The organism is Alloprevotella sp. oral taxon 473 str. F0040, assembly GCF_000318095.2.
In the GTDB taxonomy this organism is placed as follows: Bacteria; Bacteroidota; Bacteroidia; order Bacteroidales; family Bacteroidaceae; genus Alloprevotella.
Map to the genome: position 1 here is coordinate 15,425 of NZ_KB290714.1, position 19,639 is coordinate 35,063.

The 19,639-nt window shown below is 48.3% G+C and carries 13 protein-coding genes; 6 read left to right on the plus strand and 7 right to left on the minus strand.

What is annotated here, in order from left to right; genetic code table 11:
* Positions 1 to 800 precede the first annotated feature (800 nt).
* The 6 genes from HMPREF9999_RS02755 to HMPREF9999_RS02780 all read left to right on the plus strand — a co-directional run bounded on the left by HMPREF9999_RS02755 (position 801) and on the right by HMPREF9999_RS02780 (position 13,206).
* Positions 801 to 3,827, plus strand: coding sequence for a SusC/RagA family TonB-linked outer membrane protein (locus tag HMPREF9999_RS02755; RefSeq protein WP_009436797.1), 3,027 nt, complete (start codon positions 801 to 803; stop codon positions 3,825 to 3,827).
* A 20-nt stretch (positions 3,828 to 3,847) separates the two neighbouring features.
* A complete protein-coding gene (locus HMPREF9999_RS02760; RefSeq protein ID WP_009436798.1) occupies positions 3,848 to 5,290 on the plus strand; it encodes a RagB/SusD family nutrient uptake outer membrane protein in 1,443 nt (480 codons plus the stop codon).
* A gap of 84 nt (positions 5,291 to 5,374) precedes the next feature.
* Positions 5,375 to 6,109 (plus strand): DUF4843 domain-containing protein, encoded by a 735-nt coding sequence (locus HMPREF9999_RS02765; protein WP_009436799.1) that lies wholly within the window; start codon positions 5,375 to 5,377, stop codon positions 6,107 to 6,109.
* 5 nt (positions 6,110 to 6,114) lie between these two features.
* Positions 6,115 to 7,605 carry a PKD-like family lipoprotein gene (locus HMPREF9999_RS02770; protein ID WP_009436800.1) on the plus strand — a complete coding sequence of 497 codons (1,491 nt, stop codon included), beginning with the start codon at positions 6,115 to 6,117 and terminating at the stop codon, positions 7,603 to 7,605.
* A gap of 213 nt (positions 7,606 to 7,818) precedes the next feature.
* Positions 7,819 to 10,503, plus strand: a complete 2,685-nt coding sequence (locus HMPREF9999_RS02775) for a zinc-dependent metalloprotease (RefSeq protein WP_198144610.1) — start codon at positions 7,819 to 7,821, stop codon at positions 10,501 to 10,503.
* A 9-nt stretch (positions 10,504 to 10,512) separates the two neighbouring features.
* Positions 10,513 to 13,206: a zinc-dependent metalloprotease gene (locus HMPREF9999_RS02780; protein WP_009436802.1), complete on the plus strand. Its 2,694-nt coding sequence runs from the start codon at positions 10,513 to 10,515 to the stop codon at positions 13,204 to 13,206.
* 274 nt (positions 13,207 to 13,480) lie between these two features.
* Here HMPREF9999_RS02780 and dacB read toward each other — a convergent pair whose 3' ends face one another.
* The 7 genes from dacB to HMPREF9999_RS09890 all read right to left on the minus strand — a co-directional run bounded on the left by dacB (position 13,481) and on the right by HMPREF9999_RS09890 (position 19,617).
* Entirely contained in the window at positions 13,481 to 14,788 is a 1,308-nt protein-coding gene (dacB, locus tag HMPREF9999_RS02785; protein ID WP_157049590.1) for a D-alanyl-D-alanine carboxypeptidase/D-alanyl-D-alanine-endopeptidase, read from the minus strand.
* A gap of 189 nt (positions 14,789 to 14,977) precedes the next feature.
* The gene (locus HMPREF9999_RS02790) at positions 14,978 to 15,487 is read right to left on the minus strand and encodes an OmpH family outer membrane protein (protein WP_009436805.1); all 510 of its coding nucleotides are present in this window, start codon (positions 15,485 to 15,487) and stop codon (positions 14,978 to 14,980) included.
* Positions 15,488 to 15,636: 149 nt separating this feature from the next.
* On the minus strand, positions 15,637 to 16,155 hold the full coding sequence (locus HMPREF9999_RS02795) for an OmpH family outer membrane protein (RefSeq protein ID WP_009436806.1): 519 nt from the start codon (positions 16,153 to 16,155) through the stop codon (positions 15,637 to 15,639).
* Between the two features lie 173 nt (positions 16,156 to 16,328).
* Positions 16,329 to 17,258 (minus strand): hydrogen peroxide-inducible genes activator, encoded by a 930-nt coding sequence (locus tag HMPREF9999_RS02800; RefSeq protein WP_009436807.1) that lies wholly within the window; start codon positions 17,256 to 17,258, stop codon positions 16,329 to 16,331.
* A gap of 32 nt (positions 17,259 to 17,290) precedes the next feature.
* Positions 17,291 to 18,259, minus strand: a complete 969-nt coding sequence (locus HMPREF9999_RS09885) for a glycosyltransferase family 2 protein (RefSeq protein ID WP_198144611.1) — start codon at positions 18,257 to 18,259, stop codon at positions 17,291 to 17,293.
* A 175-nt stretch (positions 18,260 to 18,434) separates the two neighbouring features.
* Complete coding sequence (locus tag HMPREF9999_RS02810; protein WP_009436809.1) at positions 18,435 to 18,656, minus strand: DUF2795 domain-containing protein; 222 nt, start codon at positions 18,654 to 18,656, stop codon at positions 18,435 to 18,437.
* A gap of 148 nt (positions 18,657 to 18,804) precedes the next feature.
* The gene (locus HMPREF9999_RS09890; RefSeq protein ID WP_157049591.1) at positions 18,805 to 19,617 is read right to left on the minus strand and encodes a hypothetical protein; all 813 of its coding nucleotides are present in this window, start codon (positions 19,615 to 19,617) and stop codon (positions 18,805 to 18,807) included.
* Positions 19,618 to 19,639: the final 22 nt, after the last annotated feature.

The window sequence follows — 19,639 nt, forward strand, 5'->3', positions numbered from 1 at the left end:
GATAACTCAGACACGACTGGAGAAACAATCTCACCGAAAACTCTTCACCATTTGCAGTCGTTAAGAAGCATCCTCCTAAGCAATGCATCCATGTGCTACACATTGTTCGAAAAAAGTAGGTGAAATGCCAACGAAATGTCGCAGATTTTGGTGCAAAAAGTCCGAGTTTCTCTCAAATATCTCCGAGATTTTCTGAAAAAACTCGGAGATATTTTCGTAAAAATCCGACAAAACTTTGCCAAAACTTAGAAATAGATTGCATCAAAGTATCACCATTTAGTGTAGAATAAAGCCCCAAAACACGGAATACATGAAAGGGTAAAACAGAAACTTTGTAGCAAAAAGTGCTCTTTAGGCTTAGCAGAAATAAAGACAAAACACAACAGAGACTGACAAAAGCAAGAAAATGAATGAAAATCGAAGAAAAATACGTCTATCACTTTGTTGTTTAATTAGATTACACTATATTTGCAAAATCCCCCCTTAGCATCTGCACACTTAGAGCAAAGCATCTAAAAAGTGCTGTACGCTGGCCAGACGAGAGCGTCTGTGACGACTGGCATAAAGCTCAGCGTGATGGCTATTTGGTTATAGAAATATGGTGCACCACAGAAGCCCTTGTTGTCAAGCCATCTAAATTTGGGGGTATCACAGAACCAACCCCGTGCTGCCCATCTACCGGCAGCCTCATTTCGATGATTTGCGCTGCATGGAAAGGTTCTCCTCTCCATTCAAAAATGGATGATGCAAACATCGCTCAACACTAGACAATATACCTATCACCCATCCAACTTAAGCACATGAGGTTAGTATTAATTCCACTAAGCACCCTGCTGGCTGGCGTTAGCTTGACAGCAAGCGCGGCACATGCCCTGCCCCCTATGCCTGTGGCACAGACTGCGCAGCAAAATGACCCAACGGGTAAAGTCATCAAAGGCCGTGTCATTGATGGCAAGGGCGAGCCCCTCGTTGGTGCAACGATCAAACTCAAAGGTGGCAACGGTGTGTACTTCACCGACCACAATGGTAATTTTGAGATCATCACCAAAAAGAATCGTGAAGAAATCACCGTGACCTATATCGGACACGTCACCCAAACACTCTTTGTGTTCCCTGGCAACGATACTACGATTCCTTTGGCAGCTGACAACACCTCACTCAGTGAAGTCGTGGTCACTGGCTTCGTGAACAAATCTAAGGTGAGCTTTACTGGTTCGCAAACTACGGTGCAAAAAGACCAACTGCTCTCGATGGGTACTAAAAACGTGTTGGAGAGCTTGCAGAGCTTTGTGCCTGGCCTTGTGATTGCAGAGAACAACTTGGCGGGCTCTAACCCCAACAGTCGTCCAGAACTCAGCATCCGCGGTCGCGCCACTTTCGATGGTTCGGCCAACATGCCCCTCTTTGTCGTAGACGGCACAGAGGTGAGTGCAGACTATGTGTATGACATGGACATGAACGACATCGAATCGGTGACGGTGCTCAAAGATGCTTCAGCATCTGCCCTCTACGGTTCTAAGGCTTCGGCAGGTGTGATTGTGATCACCACCAAAACGATGAAGCCTGGTCGTCTGCGCCTCAACTATAGCGGCACCTATCGTCTGTCCACTCCCGACCTAACGGACTATCGCATGCTTAATGCTGCACAAAAGTTGGAATTCGAGCGTTTGGCAGGTCTTTACACGGACAATAACGACAGAGAACGTCAATATCGTCTCGACGCTGAATACAATCGTTTAGCTCAAATCGTGCGTAGCGGAGTCAACACCGACTGGTTGGCAAAGCCCCTGCGCAATGGTTTCTCACAAAACCACAGCTTGAGTATCGATGGTGGTGACGACTATGCACGCTACAACCTCGGATTGCGCTATGCCACTGACGATGGTGTGATGATAGGTTCTAAGCGCGACCGCCTCTCACTCTTCTTCAAGTTCTCTTACAACAAGCCTGGTGCGTTCTCTGTGAACAACTCTACCACTTTGATGACGGTAGACTCTGAAGATTCGCCCTATGGTTCGTTCTCAGACTACACGCAGCAGAACCCCTACGAGTCGCCTTACAACGAGGATGGTTCGTTGCGTAAGAACTTGTCAAACTTTATCAATAACCCTCTTTACGAAGCGCAAGCTGGCAATTTCAAGAAGTCGGAAAATGTGAACATCCTCAACACGACGACGTTGCAGGTATGGTTCTCCGATGCTTTCCGCCTCAATGGTGACTTCTCCTTCACCAAGGACATGACCACGAGCAATCGCTTCACTTCTCCCCTCTCTTTCAGTGAACTCAGAAAGACCGATATGTCGCAACGCGGTAGCTTGACCGAGAGTCACAGCAACCTAGTGCGCTATGCTGGTAAGTTGATGTTGTCGTACAACAAGAATATGTTTGGCAAACTCTTCACGAGTGCCACCGCTGGTTCGACCATCGAAGCCAACAATGGTGACAACACTTCCTACACTTCCATTGGTTACTACTCTGCCAACCTTTCTCACCCCTCTTTCGCAGCAGCTTATCAGGAAGGAAAGCCTAGCGGTTCGGACAACATCTACCGCACTGTGGGCTTCTTTGCCAACCTCAACTCAATTTGGGACAACAAGTACTTCCTTGACTTGATCTACCGCTACGAAGGTTCGTCTAAGTTTGGTAAGAACACTCGCTTCGCTCCTTTCTGGAGTGTGGGTGCTGGTTGGAACATTCACAACGAATCGTTCCTCCAAGGCAAGGCCATCGAACTGCTCAAACTCCGTGCGAGCATCGGTTACTTGGGTAACATCTCGTTTGAGCCTTACCAAGCTATCACCTCATATAACTACGCTTCCGGCTACAACTATGTGAAGGGTATCGGTGCGATTCCTAAGACCATCGGTAATCCCGACCTGCGCTGGGAACGTACGCTCACCTCTAACGTGGGTATCGACCTCACCATGTTCAAGGGACGTTGGGATTTGACTTTCGACGCTTATGTCAAGAACACCGACGACTTGCTCGTCAATGTGACCAAAGCTCCTTCTGTGGGTGTGACTACTGCGCGCGAAAACCTCGGTGCCATCGAGAATAAGGGTGTGGAACTCCGCACTCGCGTGATGCCCATCAAGAACAAGAACTTGCAATGGTCGATTTCTGCCACTTACGCTTACAACAAGAGTAAGATTAAGCAAATCAGTAATGCACTGATGAGCAAGAATGAGGAAAACCGCAACGCAACGGGCACGGCTCCTCTTCCCATCTACGAAGAAGGTGGTTCGCTTACAGCAATTAAGGTAGTGCCTTCTGCAGGTATCGATCCTGCCACTGGTCGTGAAATCTACATCAAGCGCGATGGCACTTACACCTTCGACTATGATGCTCGCGACAAGGTGACCTTTGGCGACGAAGCTCCTTGGGCTCAAGGTAGCTTGAGTTCTTACCTCACCTACAAGCAATGGTCGGCCTCTGCTTCATTTGGCTACTCTCTCGGTGGCTTGGTCTACAACCAAACTCTCGCAAGCCGCGTGGAAGGTGCAGATCCTAAGTACAACGCAGACGAGCGCGTGTTTAACGACCGCTGGAAGAAGCCTGGTAACTATGCCAAGTATCGCAACATCGCAGACTACTCCACTCCACAACAGACGAGCCGTTTCGTTCAAGTGAACAATTACCTCACACTCCAATCTCTCTCGGTGGCTTATGAATTTACACCTTGGCAGATTCGCAAACTTGGTTTGACCCGTTTGCGCTTGGAATTGCTCACCAACGACCTCTTCTATCTCTCTTCTATCAAACGCGAGCGCGGACTTGACTATCCTTATGCCCGCAGCGTGGAAATGTCAGTGAGATTCTCATTCTAACCCCTTTGCCCATTACTGCAATGAAGAAATCACTCATCAACTCAATATGTGTGGCAGCCTTCGCGCTGTCGGCAACATCTTGCAACGACTTCTTGGACGTGCAGCCTAAAGGCACGCTCACGGAAGATGTACAGTTTAATAGCGCACAGGGTTTCTATGACGCTATGTATGGCGTATATAGTAAGATGGCTACCGCCAACCTTTACGGTGAAAACCTCTCCTACGGATTCACCGACAAGATTGGTCAACTCTTTGGAAAGCTCAATGTCAACGATAAGGACAACGAGATTCTTAAATACGACTATCAGAATGCAAAGGTGCGCCCCATCATCGACAACATTTGGAATTCACAATATGAAGGCATCTCGTATGTCAATAATATCATCAAGAACGTAGAGGCAACTTCTTTGCACGACAGCCACCTCCAATTGGTACGTGGCGAAGCCTATGGCTTGCGTGCCTTCCTCCACTTCGACTTGGTGCGCCTCTTCTGTCCTGACTATGTGACGAATCCTAACGCACAATATGGTGTGCCTTATGCCGACACTTACAATTTAGCTAACAAGACCGTACCAACGTTGAAGGGCACTTATGAGCGCATCCTCCAAGATCTCAACACCGCTGAGAACATCTTGGCCAATGATACCGTGGTGACTCCCATCGTCGATGTACTCAACGACTACAACCACGGACGTGCCCGCCAATTTAACCTCTATGCTGTGTATGCCACCAAGGCGCGTGTGTATTACACCATGGGCGACAACGAGAATGCCGCAAAGTATGCGAAAAAGGTGATCGATGCGAAAAATAACTTCTCACTCACCGAGTCTCGCGATTTTGCCAATGTTCGCCGTTTCCCTGCCGACAAGGAGATGATTTTTGGTCTCAACAATAGAAATCTGTCTCAAAGCATCTACAACATCTTCGTGGGTGTGACCCAAAGAAGTGGTGTCTTTACAGAAGGACGCCGAGATGTGGAAACTCTCTACGAAACGAAGACCTTCACTTCCAACAACATCGATGTAAGATACGCTGCTTTCTACCGCATGGAAGTAGGTGCCTCTATCTTCTTGCGCTTTGTCGCCAACGAATCTGAAATCCGCACTAACGCACTTCAAGGCTTGACCTTGATTCGTCTGCCCGAGATGTACTACATCCTTGCAGAGTCTTTGTATGACACTGATGCCACTGCTGCCAAAGCTGCTTTGGACGAAGTGCGCAAGAGCCGCGGTCTTCTACCCGTGGCCGATGCCAAACTCTTGACCAAAGATGCTTTCTTGCAAGAAATGCTCAATGAGCGCATGCGCGAAATGCCTGGTGAAGGTCAGGTGTTCTTCGCATTGAAGCACTACAACAAGCCTTTCAAGGCACTGGATGGCAGAACAACTATCGAACCTTCTACCGCACGCTTTGTCTTACCAAGACCAGATCGTGAAACAGAATTCGGTAATAAGCAACAATAATCGGTTTTTCATGGCAGTAGAATCAGTGCTCGACGCACTGACTTCTGCTATGAGCAACAAACCAGTTGATAAAAACATACGAACATGAAGCACTTTTTCCAGATATTGCTACTGCCTTTGCTCGCAGCCGGGGTATTAGGTTCATGTCAAAGCATCGTTTACGACGAAGAATACAGCAAAGATGGGTTCTACCACTCCCAAAACGCGGTATATTTCCATTATCCAGAGGCACAAGACACCGTGAGATTCTACTCTTTTGGTGCGCTCCCTGTTGAGACTCAAGAATATGTGATGAAGATTCCCGTGCGCCTCGCAGGTGTGCCCCAAAAGCAAGCACAAAAGTTTAAGCTGATGGTGGATCCTTCATCAACCATGAAAGAGGGCGTGCACTACAAATCACTTAATCTCGAACAAGAGATTCCCGCTGACTCGGTGAATACCGTGGTGCCTGTGACTTTGCTCCGCAGTGGTCTTTCTCCTGACAAGGATACGCTCAAACTTGTCCTCCGTTTGGTAGAAACATCCGATTTGGCCTTGAAATTCCCCAATGCTCAAAAGGTGGAGATACAAGCCACTAACGTGCTCACCGCACCTATCTACTGGCAATACTTTGAAGTTTACTTTGGAAGATTCGAACGTCGCAAATATCTTATGATGTTAGCGAACTACCACTCTAACGAAGCTGAGTTATGGGAAGCTATGTCAAGAGACAGCAACCAGTTCTTCTTGAACTTCATGAAAGTGTATCGCATCTTGAAAGACGATCCTACTTACGACAAATCATATCTCCCTGCCAATCCCTATAACCCCTACAAATAAAGCTCATGAAAAGATTTAATCAACTATGCTTCTTCTCGCTGGCTGCTACAAGTATGCTGGGGGTATCTTCATGTATTTCAGACGACTCAGTAGGCGTTGTCAACCAATTGTCTTACCTCACAGTGAACAAGACATTGGCGGAAGAATACAAAGCCGACCGTTGGGATACACTTCACATTGCTGCGCCAGAGGTGCAACAAAGCAATGCGAACAAGCCACTTTCCTATCGTTGGGAAATCAATGGTGAGGTGGTGTCTACCGAAAAGGATTTGGCCTACGAATGTAAAGACTATACGAAGGATAAGAACAATCCTTTCCTCTGCCGCTTGACAATTTCAAACGAAGACGGAAGCTACTACAAGACCTTCAAACTCCACGTGCAATATCGCTATCGCACTGGCGTATATGTCCTTGCAGAAGACAATGGTAAGGCTATCATCAGCTACATTCGCCCTGATAGCGAAAAGCCTGTCGTAGAGCGCGACTTGCTCAGCAAGAACAATGCTGAAGTCACTTTCAGTGGTGCTCCCACAGCAGCCACCATCATCGACTATTATGGTAAAAACGATATTTTCTTTGCTGCGGGTTCTCCCAGCCAAGTGTATCGTTTGGATGGCAACACCATGCAGTTGGTCTCTACAGCTAAGGCAGCAGGCACGGTGTCTTACCTCTATCCTAACAAACTTGGTGCACTGAACAATGAGCAGTCAGGCGGAAAGCTCTCTGTCATCGAAGACGGAGAAATCTCTGACATCAAAACTTCAGACCTTTCTTTGGTAATCACAAGTGCTACATCTCGCGATATCGCAAAGGTTATCCCCAAGAGTAACTTGGCTCCTGCTGTATTCTCTTGGGCAGACATCGGTATTGATAACTATACAGGTCTTGCACTCTACGATAACTCTCAAGGTTTCGTGACTTATTCTCCCGATGCAAAGGTTTCCACCAAGGACAATCTCCAAAAGACGAAGCTCACCTACCCCGAACAATTCACAGGACTCCAGCTGCTTGGCATGGTGCCTGTAAGCAAGAACCACGATGTAGCTCTCTTCTTGCAAGATGCTGCCGCTGGTAAATACTATCACGTATGGCTCTACCCAGGAAGCTACAACGACCGTGTGAAGCGTCAGAATTCAGAACCAGAACTCAAGCAAGCGAAGATTGAAGTGCCTGCTTCTGCTGGATTTAACGCGAAAACGAAGTTTGTGGCAGCACAGTCTACCAACCTCGTTTACTACTCTTCTGGCAATAAGGTCTATGCTTACAGCGTATTGTCAAAGGGTAATTTCCCCACCACACCTGACTTCACTTGTGGAGAAGGCGAAGAAGTGGCAGCCATGGTGCTCAATGCCGATGAAAGCGAGCTCATCGTAGCTACTAACTCCACCACTTCCAAGCAAGGCAATGTGTATTCCTTCAATTTGCACGACAAGAAACAAAGCTGGAAATACCAGAATGCCACTGGCAATGTGGTTTCTTTGATGTTCAGAAAGTAAACAGCAGCCCAAGACTGAAATTGTTGAATCCGACATTAAACAAGAGCGTAAGACGACTTACACTTTTATAGCATCAACAATGTACACTCTGTCTATACACTATACTATCACACCTCATCAAGAAAGTGGCTTTTGCTACTTTCTTGCAGGGGTGGAGATTTTGCGTTAATGCCCCTCTATAATTCTTATCCACTAAACAAGACATATCAAGCGATGAGGAAAAATCTTATTCCCCTCTTATTTGGAGCTGCGTTTGCCGTGGTAGGTGCTTTTCAGTCGATGACGGCAATGGCCGACAACAAGAAGCCCGCCTCCGACAGCACTGCTGTTGTCACAGCCACAGACAAAAAGCCCGAAGCTCACAAGCCTTCTAAGAAAGAGAAGAAAAAGAGCAAGTATGCTAAGTTCTTTGAAAATAAAAAGTACGATTCTGCCAAAGGTAAGTTCATCTCCTTGTACAAGACCGATGGTAAGGTGTACTTTGAACTTCCTCTAAAGTATCTGGGTCGCGAAATGCTCCTCGGAGCCACTATCTCTTCGGTGTCCGATCCCACCTATCTCAGCACAGGACTCAAAAACAGCACCCCTCTCTATCTCCGCTTTGAACTCCAAGACAGTAGCATCGTGGCAAAAGTGCCCAACTCTAACTACTTCAAACATGGACTCACGGAGCGCGAAAAGAATGTGCTCGCCCTTAACTACCGCGATCCTTCTTTCCAATCCTTCAAAATCGAATGCTACACACCAGATAGCACCGCAGTGCTTATCGATGCAACCTCACTCGTGGGACGTGCAAACCCATTGCTCAACGTAGTACCTGCGAAATCTGGCAACTTCACTCTCCGCTCTACTCCTACTTCGGAGCTCACCTTTGTGAAGCAACTCAAAGCCTTTGACAACAACGTGAGTGTGAAGGTGGAACTCAACTACAAGATGAGTGCCTCCATCATGAACATCTACTACCTCATGAAGGATGTTCCCACCACAGTAGATGTCACCTACTCTCTCCTCCTCTTGCCCGAACACAAGATGACTCCACGCATCGCAGACGCTCGCGTGGGCATCTTCTCCTCTCCCAAGTTCGACATCAACGGCAGTGATGACCACACCCGCAGTGTCTATCTCGCTCACCGCTGGCGTCTTGTCCCCAAGGATCGCACCGCCTATCTCAATGGTAAGCTCACCGAACCCGTTCAACCCATTGTTTACTACCTTGATCCAACCTTCCCCGAGGCTTGGAAACCAGCTTTGCGCGAAGGTGTGCTCCGCTGGAACAAGGCTTTCGAAAAGGCTGGCTTCAAAAATGCAGTGCAAGTGAAGGACTTCCCCAAAGATGATCCTCAATTTGACCCCGACAACTTGGCCTACTCTTGCATTCGCTATATCCCAAATACAGAAGCAAATGCTTATGGTCCATCTTGGGTAGACCCTTCTACCGGTGAAATCATCAATGCCTCGGTAATTGTTTACAACAATGTGGAAGATCTTCTCCATAAGTGGCGCTTCGTGCAAACAGCTAATGTAGATAAGGCAGTGCGTGGCAATCGTTTGCCTGCCAACTTACTCAACGAATCTCTCGCCTATGTGGTGAGCCACGAAGTAGGTCACACCCTCGGTCTTGAGCACAACATGGCTGCTTCTGCCGCCTTCCCCACCGACTCTTTGCGCTCGCGCACCTTCACCCAGAAGTATGGCACCACGCCTTCTATCATGGACTATGCGCGCTACAACTACATCGCTCAACCTGGCGACCGCGGTGTTTCCCTCTCTCCTCCCACACTTGGTGTCTACGACCACTACGCCATTGAGTGGAACTACCGATTCTTCCCTCAATATGACGGAAATCTGGATAAGGAAACTGAAGCTATCGAAGCATGGACAGACCAAAAGTCTAAACAACCCTATCTTCGCTTCATGCGCCAGCAAGTGCGCCTCATCGATCCTACCGTGGTTGCTGAAGACCTCGGCAACGATCCTCTCAAGGCTACGCAATATGGTATGAAGAACCTCGAGGGTATCCAAAAGAATCTCTCTAAATGGATCACCAACGACGAAGATTCTCGCAAAAAGACCGCTCTCAATCTTGCCATTGCTCAACAGTATCATCAGTATTTCAAAAATGTGTTGAATCTCGTGGGTGGTACGATTGTAAACGTCAGCAAGGAAAACTCTGGCATTCCTCGTTATCAAGTGTTGCCTAAGGCTCGCCAACGTCAAGCCTTCCTTTGGGCACTCAATGAAACGAAGACTTTCACTCGCCATGCCGACCGCGCGGCAGAACGCAAGGAATACATGAGCGTGAGCTACTATGATCAACTCTTGGAATTCCTCATCAAGGATCTCTTCGACGTTCGTGCACGTGTCATCATTGCACAGCACCTCGACAGCAAGAGCTACACCCTGGGCGAATTCTTCGACGATCTCTACCAAAACGTCTTCGCTTCTACTCTCGCTGGCCGCACGCCTAGCCACATTGAGCAATTGATGGAACAAACCTTCCTCAACCAAGCCACAAACATCGTGACTGGTGGTCCTGAAAAGGCAATTCCTTCACTCCCCGCTGGTCTTCGTGGCTACAACAATGACGCTGCTGGTGCTTACTTCTCAGTCATCGAGCGTCTCGGCTATGCTCCTGCTGGCTTGAAAGATCAGTTGCTCAGTGCTCCCCTCCAAGTAGAGGAAGAGCAAGATGCTCACTTCGGCAACCCTGCTGCTAATCCTTACCCCACCGTAAGCGTGAGCATGCTCGATAAGTCCGACATCTACTATCAAGTGGCCATCACGAAGCTTCAGCCCATCCTTCAACGTCGTGTAGCTTCTACCACTTCTCCCACTCTCAAAGCCCACTATCAGCTCCTTCTTGCCAAGATTGACAAGGCACTTGGAGTGAAGAAATAAGATGATCTTATGAAGAAAATCCTATACGGCACGCTTTTCCTCTCCCTCGCGCTGGTTGCTGCAGCACCAGCCGAGGCAGGAATCTTCAGTTTTCTCCACAAGAAAAAGAAGACCGAGAAGAAAGCAGAGCCCAAGAAAACACCTTATGAGAAGATTCTCACCGATCGCCCCATCCAAACGGCATCGGGCCCTCTCATGAAGCTCCACAAGTCTGATGGCAAACTCTATTTAGATATCCCTAAAGCCAACCTTGGCAAAGACTTCCTTATCGGAGCCACCATCGCTTCTATCTCCAATCCTAGCTTAGGCAACGTGGGATTCCGCAACAGCAACCCTGTACACTTCCGCTTTGTTCAGAAAGACAGCACTGTCGTGATGGACATCGTTAACACAGAGTTGCTCACCACCACCGAGCCTAGCAAGGAAATGGCAGCTAGCATCCAACAGAACTATAGAAACCTCAGTTTCCTTAGCTTCCCAATCAAGGGATGGAGCAAGGACAGTGCAAGTGTGCTCATCGATGCTAGTTCTTTCTTCCTCAAAGACAACCGTTTCTTCCCCGTCATTGAGGGATCTAGCAGCGGTATCGAGGTGCAAGAAGAGCAACGCGACGATTTGACTCACATCAAAACCTTGAAGAGTTTCAAGAACAATGTGAGCATCCTCGTGGAACGTAGCTACAAAGCTACCATTTCCGCTGGTCCTGCTTCACGCACCATCACCAACTATCCCGTCACTGCTGGCATCAACTTCACCATCCTCGCCCTTCCAGAGAAGCCCATGACGCCTCGTCTTTCCGACACGCGCGTTGGCATCTTCCTCACCTCCAAAAACGTGCTTCATGAAGGCCGCATCGAACCTGCCACCTTCGCACGTCGCTGGCGCGTTGAGCCCAAGGATGAAGCAGCTTTTGCGGCAGGACAGTTGGTAGAGCCCAAGAAACCCATCGTATATTACGTGGATTCAGCTTTCCCTCCTGTGTGGCGCAAAGCCATTGACGTAGGCGTGGTTCGTTGGAATGATGCTTTCGAGAAAATCGGTTTCAAAAATGTGGTACAAGTGCGTGACTATCCCACTGACGACCCAGAATTTGACCCCGACAATCTCGAATACACCTGCATTCGTTTCGTTCCCACCGCAGTACAAAATGCGATGGGTCCCTCATGGAGTGACCCACGTTCGGGTGAAATCATCAATGGATCGACCTTCATCTATCGCGGTGTAAACAGCATCCTTGCCAACTGGCGTTTCATCCAAACGGCACAGATTGACGAAAGTGTCCGCACCAAGAAGATGCCCGAAGCTGCTTTGCAAAAATCACTCGAGTATGTGTTGGCACACGAAATCGGTCACACCCTCGGATTTATGCACAACATGGGAGCTTCTTTCTCCTATCCTGTAGATTCTCTCCGCTCCAAGTCGTTCACAGATAAGTATGGCACTACGCCTTCTATCATGGACTATGCACGCCACAACTACGTGGCACAAGTGGGCGACCCTGTGACCAACCTCGATCCTCCTCCCATCGGTCTTTACGACTACTATGCGGTGGAATGGGCTTACAAGTATTTCCCCGAACTCAAGGGTGATTTCGTAGCTGAGAACAAAGAGTTGTGCAAGCTCATCGAGAAGCATGCTCACGATCTTCGCTATCGTTATGGTCTGCAACAAGACAATCCCATCCTCGATCCCTCAAGCCTCACCGAAGACTTAGGTGATGATCCCATCAAAGCTGGAGATTATGGCATGAAGAACCTCAAGTTCATCATCTCACATCTCACAGACTGGATCCAAGATGACGAATCTAGCGAGCGCAAAACGAGCCTCTACAGAGAGGCCCTCAGCCAGGCATATCGCTATGTCAATAATGTACACGTGAATGTAGCAGGTATCTATCTTCAACAATCTAGCGAAAGCTCTGGCATCCCTCGCTATCGTGTGGTTCCTCGCGATAAGCAGCGCGCTTCGGCTCAGTGGCTTCTGAAGCAAGCTCGTGATTTCTCACAGCTGAGCAACCGCAAGTTAGAAGCAATTTTGCCCTATGCGTCCAATCGCCCATTTGATTTGATTGTCAACAACCTACAGTCAATGGCTATCAATCAGGCTTCACGTTTGGCACTCAGTGCCTATCTCGACTCTACCTCCTACACACCAGCCGAATATGCTGAAGATGTTTTCAACAATGTCTTTGAGAAAACCCTCGCTGGTCAGGAGAACCTCACTGAACAAGAGCTAAGTTTCCAATCACTCTACGTCAAGTATATGAGTGGTAATGTCGAAAATGTGACTCGCCCTACGGCAATGCAAGTGGGTCTTAGTGCAAATGGCAAAGCAGCCTTCGAAGCAAGTCTGAAAGGTGGCCTAGATGCTGCTCCCCTCTCTCCCGAGGCTTTGCGTCATCAACTCCTTGCCACAAATGGTCACATGCACGATAGTTCTATCGAAGAAGCTGCAAGCCTCTGTGGTTCTTGCACTCAAGGCAACACCACGGCTCAAGTTGGATTCCTCAACTTCGGTAAGGGTTATGGTGAGCAAGCCGACCTTTGGGGCAATATGGTCAATCGCTCTTCTGTAGTGCTGTATGGATATGCCGTAAAGACTCTCGAACTTCTCGAGAAGGCTGCCAAGACTACTAAAAACCCCGAAGTTCGTGCACACTATCAAACCTTGCACACTCGCTTGAAGAAGAAGTTTGATCTCTAATGCTCCACAGCCTTTAGGCTGCCTCTCCCAAGGCTGTTACCGATGCTCCAACGCACCCTTCAACAGCTCATAACACAAAAGCGGACACCTCCATCGAATGTGATGAAGGTGTCCGCCATTTTTTTGCACGGATCGGAGGTTTAAGCGCGGGTTTATGCGTTGTTGACAAGAGTCTAAGCAAAGCACACGTCATAGCCCTCAGTTACTATAATAACACTGTGACAATCGACGATTAAGATGTCTACGTCTGTCGAAGAATCACTCTAGCACAAGCTCAGCAGCAAGTAGGAGCAGCCGTCTCGTCTTCGTTCATGGGTTCAGCATCGGGCTGAACATCGGGGCGAATGTGAGGAGTATCGAAGCCTTCAGTCAAAGCCCGGCACACAGCATCTTGGAAGCTACGACCTTCAGCTGCTGTGCGCACCCCTTGATTCACGATAGCAAAGCACAGTCTGTGCCCATTAGCTGCCATAGCATAGCCCGTGAGTGAACTCACTCCTTCCACGGTGCCGGTTTTAGCCCGCACATTATCTTGCGCAGTAGTACGACGACAGCGAGACTTCAGCGTGCCGTCACGTCCCATGATGGGGAGCGCAATGGTAAGATGCGTGAACGTCTCTTCATTCTGTGCGGCATGCCGCAACACCGCTACGAGTAGCAAAGGCGACACATAGTTATATAGAGAGAGCCCACTGCCATCAGCTACTAGATAATCAGAAGGCTGTAACCCACAATCGGCAATAAGTTGATGCACCTGTGCAGCTGCATCCTTATAGGTGGCATAAGCACGCTTAGAAGTAGCCGCGAGCTGATAGAACATGGCCTCTGCACAGAGGTTATCTGAATCTTTGAGCATCGGCCGCAGCACTTGGTCAATGCTGTGTTTGCGTTCCACCAGCAATTGTGCACCACTGGGTAGCACACCACGATGGATGTTCCCTTCTAGCGTGATGCCAGCACGCTGCAATTGCTCAATGAAATGGTCACCCCAACTATCATTACCACGATAGAGCAATGGAGTGAGTGGTTTGTTCTTGTCGTCCCAACACCAACCCCATCCCAGATTAGTGGTGTCTTTCAGCGACACATCAAGGATGATGTCGCCAGTAATCCTACGGATGCCACGTTGTCGGAGCACTTCCACAAAAGCCCTAAGATCATCTCTCCCAAAGAGGGGATCGAATCCTCCACGTGCCACAAGCGAACCTTGGAGCAAGCTATCCGCGGGTGCTGCAGTGGCATAGAGCTGTGTGGCAAACTGATAGTCTCCTCCCAACCTATCCAGAGCAGCTACCGCTGTGACAACCTTCATGCTCGAAGCAGGGCGCATGCGCTGCTGATGTCCATGAGCATAAATCAGCGAATCTGTGGTGAGATCATAGACACACAGCCCAAGTTGGCTGCGCTCCATCAGAGGCAATCGCACAAGCGAATCTAAGCGATGGCAGATGAGATGGCTAAACGCGCTCGTAGAACGATCAGCAGTGGTCATAACGCTAGCGGTCTGCGCATGACTCATAAGAGCCGTAGGCAAGCATAGACAGCAAAGCGCGACAATCCCCAAAGAGAGAAGACGAAACATGGGCAATACTTAGGATAAAGCAGCTAAGAAGAAATAAATGTGCAAGAAAAAGCATCTGAACCATCGGGCGCGTCTATGAAAAACGCCAGAGAGTTCAGATGCTAAAGATGGGAAACCAAGGCTGTATGATGCAGCAGTCTTGCTGATGTGCAATCATCACAAGCATGGCCTATCCGACGTTCTCAGGATTTACTTAATGCCGAGCTGCGACTTGATTTGCGCAGTGATGTCGGTAGAGAGAGCTTCGTTGATGTGAATCATGCCTTGTGCAGCACTTTTGTCGATAGCAAACACGTATTGACCTGTTTTGATAACAGAGTTGATAGCTGCATTCACCTTATCGAGCACGGGTTGCAAACGCTTTTGTTGCTCTTGACGGAAGGCTTGTTCGTTATCTTGAGCTGTTTGTTGAACACGTTGTCGAAGATCTTGAAGTTCCTTCTCCTTGCGAGCACGAATGTTAGCAGGAGTCTTGTCAGTCACTTCAGCTTGATACTTCTCAAACTTAGTTTGGAGCTCCTTATCCATAGCCTCAAGGTCAGTTTGATATTGCTTTCCAATCGCTTCGAGTTCGGTTTGCACCTTCTTGAATTCAGAGTAGTTGGTCACGATGTCTTGTGAGTTGTAGTGTGCCACTTTTTGGGCGAGGAGGCTCAAAGGAGCCACCATGAGGAGCATGAGGAGGATTTTCTTGAACATATTGTTGTTTTTTGATGTTTCTAAAAGGGGGTTACGCTAAGCCTTAGCAATGTAAAAAAGAACTGTCGGACGATGGAATTCTTAGGTCTAGCTCTTTCACAACAGCCTAATTGCTACTGCCCTACGATATTTGGGCAAAATTACGACATTTAGTTGGAATAGCCTAATTTCGCTAGCACTTCGTTACTAATATCTATGGCAGGAGAAGCAAAGATGATGCCTGCACCTTCACTTGCTCGATCCAAAATAAGCTGGAAACCTTTGGCTTGTGCCACTGCCTTCACCGCATTGTACACTTCGTCTTGGATGGGTTGAAGCAGCGCAGTACGCTTCTTGTGCAATTCTCCCTCAGGGCCAAAATAGCGTTTTTTGAGGTCGGCAGCATCTTTTTCCTTTTTCACGATGGCATCTTCACGAGTTTTCTTCTGCGATTCAGAAAGAAATACTGCTTCGTTCTGATAGTTGCGATAGAGTGTCTTTGCTTCGGTGTCAAGAGCTTCGACTTCTGCTTGCCACTTCTTGGAGATTTGATTGAGCTGTTCGCCTGCACGCTCATAGGCAGGGATATTGTGCATGATATATTCCATGTCAATGAGGGCGAATTTCTGAGCTGCCGCTCCTACACTAGTGGTGAGGGCAATAAAGAGGAGAAGGAGGAATTTCTTCATACGAGGGAAAGTTTGATGAACTATCTAAAAATACTGAATCAGGTCAACCACCTTTGCCATGCAAAAAGTTAGCGACCATTGACCCGACAAATATAATGATTCTCTGTCGGATTGACAAAGAAAGCAGAGAATATGTGGTGATTCTTTTTACTTTTGTAACGAGAATTGCCCTTTTAATTGACGTGTTTCTGCACTTTGGTCAAATGGTGCATTTCAGAAGGCACAGATTGTCGAATAGCATCGACAAGAATCTGGTGAATAGAATGGCGCACGAAATCAGGACTCGTGAGCAACACCACCTCACGAGTGGGCACAGGCACTGCGAAAGGACGAACTAGTTCGCGCTGCTCGGGTGAAAGTTGAAAGGTACAAAGCTCTGGAATAAAGGTAACTCCGACTCCATTTTCCACCATGCGCATGAAAGTTTCTATGCTCCCCAAGTGATAGGAACGCTGACTGCGACGTCCCGACTTGAGTTGGCAAAACTGCACGAGCTGATCACGAAAACAATGCCCTTCATCCAACAACCACAGCGGCACTTCTCTCAAATCACTGGTCTTCACAGAAGGCAGATGGGAAAGTGGCGTGTCGTGGGCTGCATAGACAAAATACTGTTCGAAGAATAAGGTGGTGCTGAGAAAGTCGTCCAAACCTTCCATATCCGCCAAGATACCTGCATCAACTTCCCCATTCGTGATGGCCGCTTTGATAGAACTAGTCTTCATCTCCGTGATGTGCAATTCAACATCGGGATATCGGCGTGAGAACTCGGGATAGAAACGAGGGATTAGGTAAGGAGCTATTGTGGGAAGAACAGCGATAGAAAAAGTTCCTCTTGGGCTATTTTGTGCCTCATCGACACATGATTTAAGCCGTTGAGCTTGCACAAGTGTCTGACGAGCTTCTGCCACAATCGTTTCTCCCACAGGCGTAAGCGCAATAGGCTTGATGCGACGATTAAAGATTTTCACTCCCAGTTCCTCTTCTAGCTTTTGCACCATCGAACTGAGCGTGGGCTGTGTGACATCACAGGCTTCAGCGGCTTTGAGAAAATGGCGATGCTCTGCCACCGCCACCACATATTCTAGTTGTTGAAGCGTCATATATATATAGGTTATTCATTAGACTTTGGACTTTAGCATCGGGCTAAAAGGCGAGCGATGCGCCATGCTCCACGGCCTCCCCAACGCACATAGTGGCGAAGTAGGGAAGAAAAGAGGCTATGTCGCTTGGGACACTGTGGCAGCTGACTGCCCATCGCACAGAGTAATTGTTGTGCGGCTCGAGGATTACCCTCACACAGAAGTTGGCCAGCCACAATGTTCGTGCGATAGAGCAAGGCGGTGAAGGCATGTCGGAGTGGAGGTGCACTGAATCGGTCGGAGTGCTCTTGCAAAGTTCGGGCTATGCTCACCAAAGCTAGGGTGAGCTGCTCAGCTCGATCACTCAAACAACTCCCTGTGATGCTATCTGGGTGCTGGAAGATTTGATGAAACACTCCTTCACACCATGCTGGCTGTGGAGATGCCAGTAGCAGGCGTAGGCCAATTTCGTAGTCGTTCCACATCGGGAGATGCTCATTCCATCCTTTAATGCGACGTAACAGTGATGTTTGTGCCACAAAACTTTGGGTGGAGATACAAGCTCCTAAGATATGATCCACTAGGGTAGGCTGAGATGTGCCCCAACGAACGATGCGTTTCGGAAAGGAAGCCGAGGTGTTTGGTGCAAACACCATCTGCGTGCGAGCTATGACCCACTCTTTCTCTTGCGCCTGGGCACAACCCAGCATCCGCTCTAAAAAGTCGGGCGACATCAAGTCGTCGGAATCAAAGAAACTCACCCACTCTGTGGTGACCGCTTGTAGTCCTCTGTTGCGAGCCGCAGATGCACCACGACATGGTTCAGAGAGCAAGAGCAGTTCACAGTGAGGTTTTTGCTGCTGCATCCATGCTTCCACCACTGCTTTGGACTGGTCCGTAGAGCCATTGTCCACCACGATGACCTGCGCAGGTCGCAATGTCTGCGCAAGTATGGAATCGAGCGTGGCAAGAATGCAATGTGCGCGATTAAACACGGGCACAACCACAGCTACTCTAGGCAAAAGTGGGGAGAGGGACATGGGATAAACTTGGGCACTAGCAAAATAATATGAGTAGATCTCATGATTAGCTCAATAACAAGTGCGTGAGTGAACCTGCCATGGAGCATGACTTTAAAAATAGCTCTTAAAATGAAACGATAGCGAAAGCCAATGGCTTCCGCTATCGTGCGATAATTTAATATTCGTCTTCGTTGAAGAGGAAGTCTTCCTTAGTGGGATAATCGGGCCAAACATCTTCGATGGTCTCAAAAACCTCACCTTCATCTTCAAGTTCGTTGAGATTTTCTACCACTTCCATGGGCGCGCCCGAACGCATAGCATAGTCGATGAGTTCTTCCTTGGTGGCTGGCCAAGGCGCGTCTTCGAGTTTTGAAGCCAATTCCAAAGTCCAATACATATCTGTCGAGATTGATGAAATAATTTAGAGCGCAAAGTTAGCAAAACTTTCCGTATATCCAAATTTTTGTGCAGCTATTTTCATCAGTGCATTCGTTTCTGATGAACAGGCCTCACATTATCGGATTAACAGGCTGCGAAAACCTCTACTAGAAATAATTGACAACATAGTGCTGGCGTTGAAGTTTGGGATAGCAAAAGGCTACTCCGAAGCGGTGCAGGTCGAAAGACACCGTGGTATAGTCCAACTGCTGGAGCGACTGCCAAGCCGTGGTGCGCTCCTCATTGGCATGAGGCAGAAACAAGACAAAAACAGACTGGGGCGACAATGCCGAATGCGGGGCTTTAACATCCATGGGGGAAGGGGAGATTTCGGCCGATGCAACACAAGTAGCGGAGTTATGCTCAGCACTCTCCGAGATAAGCAAAGAAATGTCCGACATTTTCTCAAAACTCTCGGACTTTTTTGGAAATATCTCCGAGTTTTTTTCTAAACTCTCCGAGATTTTCGGACACAAGTGGGAGAAATGTGCTTGACTTGGGCTTGCAGCTGCCATCCACAGCACGAAGTCGAAGCGATACTGCGCCAGTAGGCCTTGCTTAAAAGCCTGATCCACCGCCGCCTCATCGGCGAAATGAACTATCGTGGCAGAAGGGCGCGCGGCTTTGAGGTAATGGATTTCTCGCTCCACCCTTTCTCCTACAACTAAGATGCAAGTGGCCTTAATGTGATTAGCCATGCGGAAGAGCAAACGAGCATCTTTCACGGAGAGAACTCCTGGCCACACCTCATGATGCTTGGATAGGTGGGCATAGGCATAGTATTGCGCCTTCTGATTGTACACCACGTCGGTGATCCACTCAAAAGCAAAGGGCGAATGCACACCGTAGCCTCGGCGTTGACGAAAACGACGAAACCACCGCAAGATGCGAGGAATCAGGCAATAGGAAGGCAACATCATGGAATAAACAGAGAATAGAGAG

Excerpts from the sequence above, each read along its gene's own strand:
- HMPREF9999_RS02775 (WP_198144610.1), top strand. The coding sequence starts at position 7,819 with ATGAGGAAAAATCTTATTCCCCTCTTATTTGGAGCTGCGTTTGCCGTG.
- HMPREF9999_RS02770 (WP_009436800.1), top strand. The coding sequence starts at position 6,115 with ATGAAAAGATTTAATCAACTATGCTTCTTCTCGCTGGCTGCTACAAGT.
- HMPREF9999_RS02790 (WP_009436805.1), bottom strand. The coding sequence starts at position 15,487 with ATGTTCAAGAAAATCCTCCTCATGCTCCTCATGGTGGCTCCTTTGAGC.
- HMPREF9999_RS02810 (WP_009436809.1), bottom strand. The coding sequence starts at position 18,656 with ATGTATTGGACTTTGGAATTGGCTTCAAAACTCGAAGACGCGCCTTGG.
- dacB (WP_157049590.1), bottom strand. The coding sequence starts at position 14,788 with ATGTTTCGTCTTCTCTCTTTGGGGATTGTCGCGCTTTGCTGTCTATGC.
- HMPREF9999_RS02795 (WP_009436806.1), bottom strand. The coding sequence starts at position 16,155 with ATGAAGAAATTCCTCCTTCTCCTCTTTATTGCCCTCACCACTAGTGTA.
- HMPREF9999_RS02755 (WP_009436797.1), top strand. The coding sequence starts at position 801 with ATGAGGTTAGTATTAATTCCACTAAGCACCCTGCTGGCTGGCGTTAGC.
- HMPREF9999_RS02800 (WP_009436807.1), bottom strand. The coding sequence starts at position 17,258 with ATGACGCTTCAACAACTAGAATATGTGGTGGCGGTGGCAGAGCATCGC.
- HMPREF9999_RS09890 (WP_157049591.1), bottom strand. The coding sequence starts at position 19,617 with ATGATGTTGCCTTCCTATTGCCTGATTCCTCGCATCTTGCGGTGGTTT.
- HMPREF9999_RS02780 (WP_009436802.1), top strand. The coding sequence starts at position 10,513 with ATGAAGAAAATCCTATACGGCACGCTTTTCCTCTCCCTCGCGCTGGTT.
- HMPREF9999_RS02765 (WP_009436799.1), top strand. The coding sequence starts at position 5,375 with ATGAAGCACTTTTTCCAGATATTGCTACTGCCTTTGCTCGCAGCCGGG.
- HMPREF9999_RS02760 (WP_009436798.1), top strand. The coding sequence starts at position 3,848 with ATGAAGAAATCACTCATCAACTCAATATGTGTGGCAGCCTTCGCGCTG.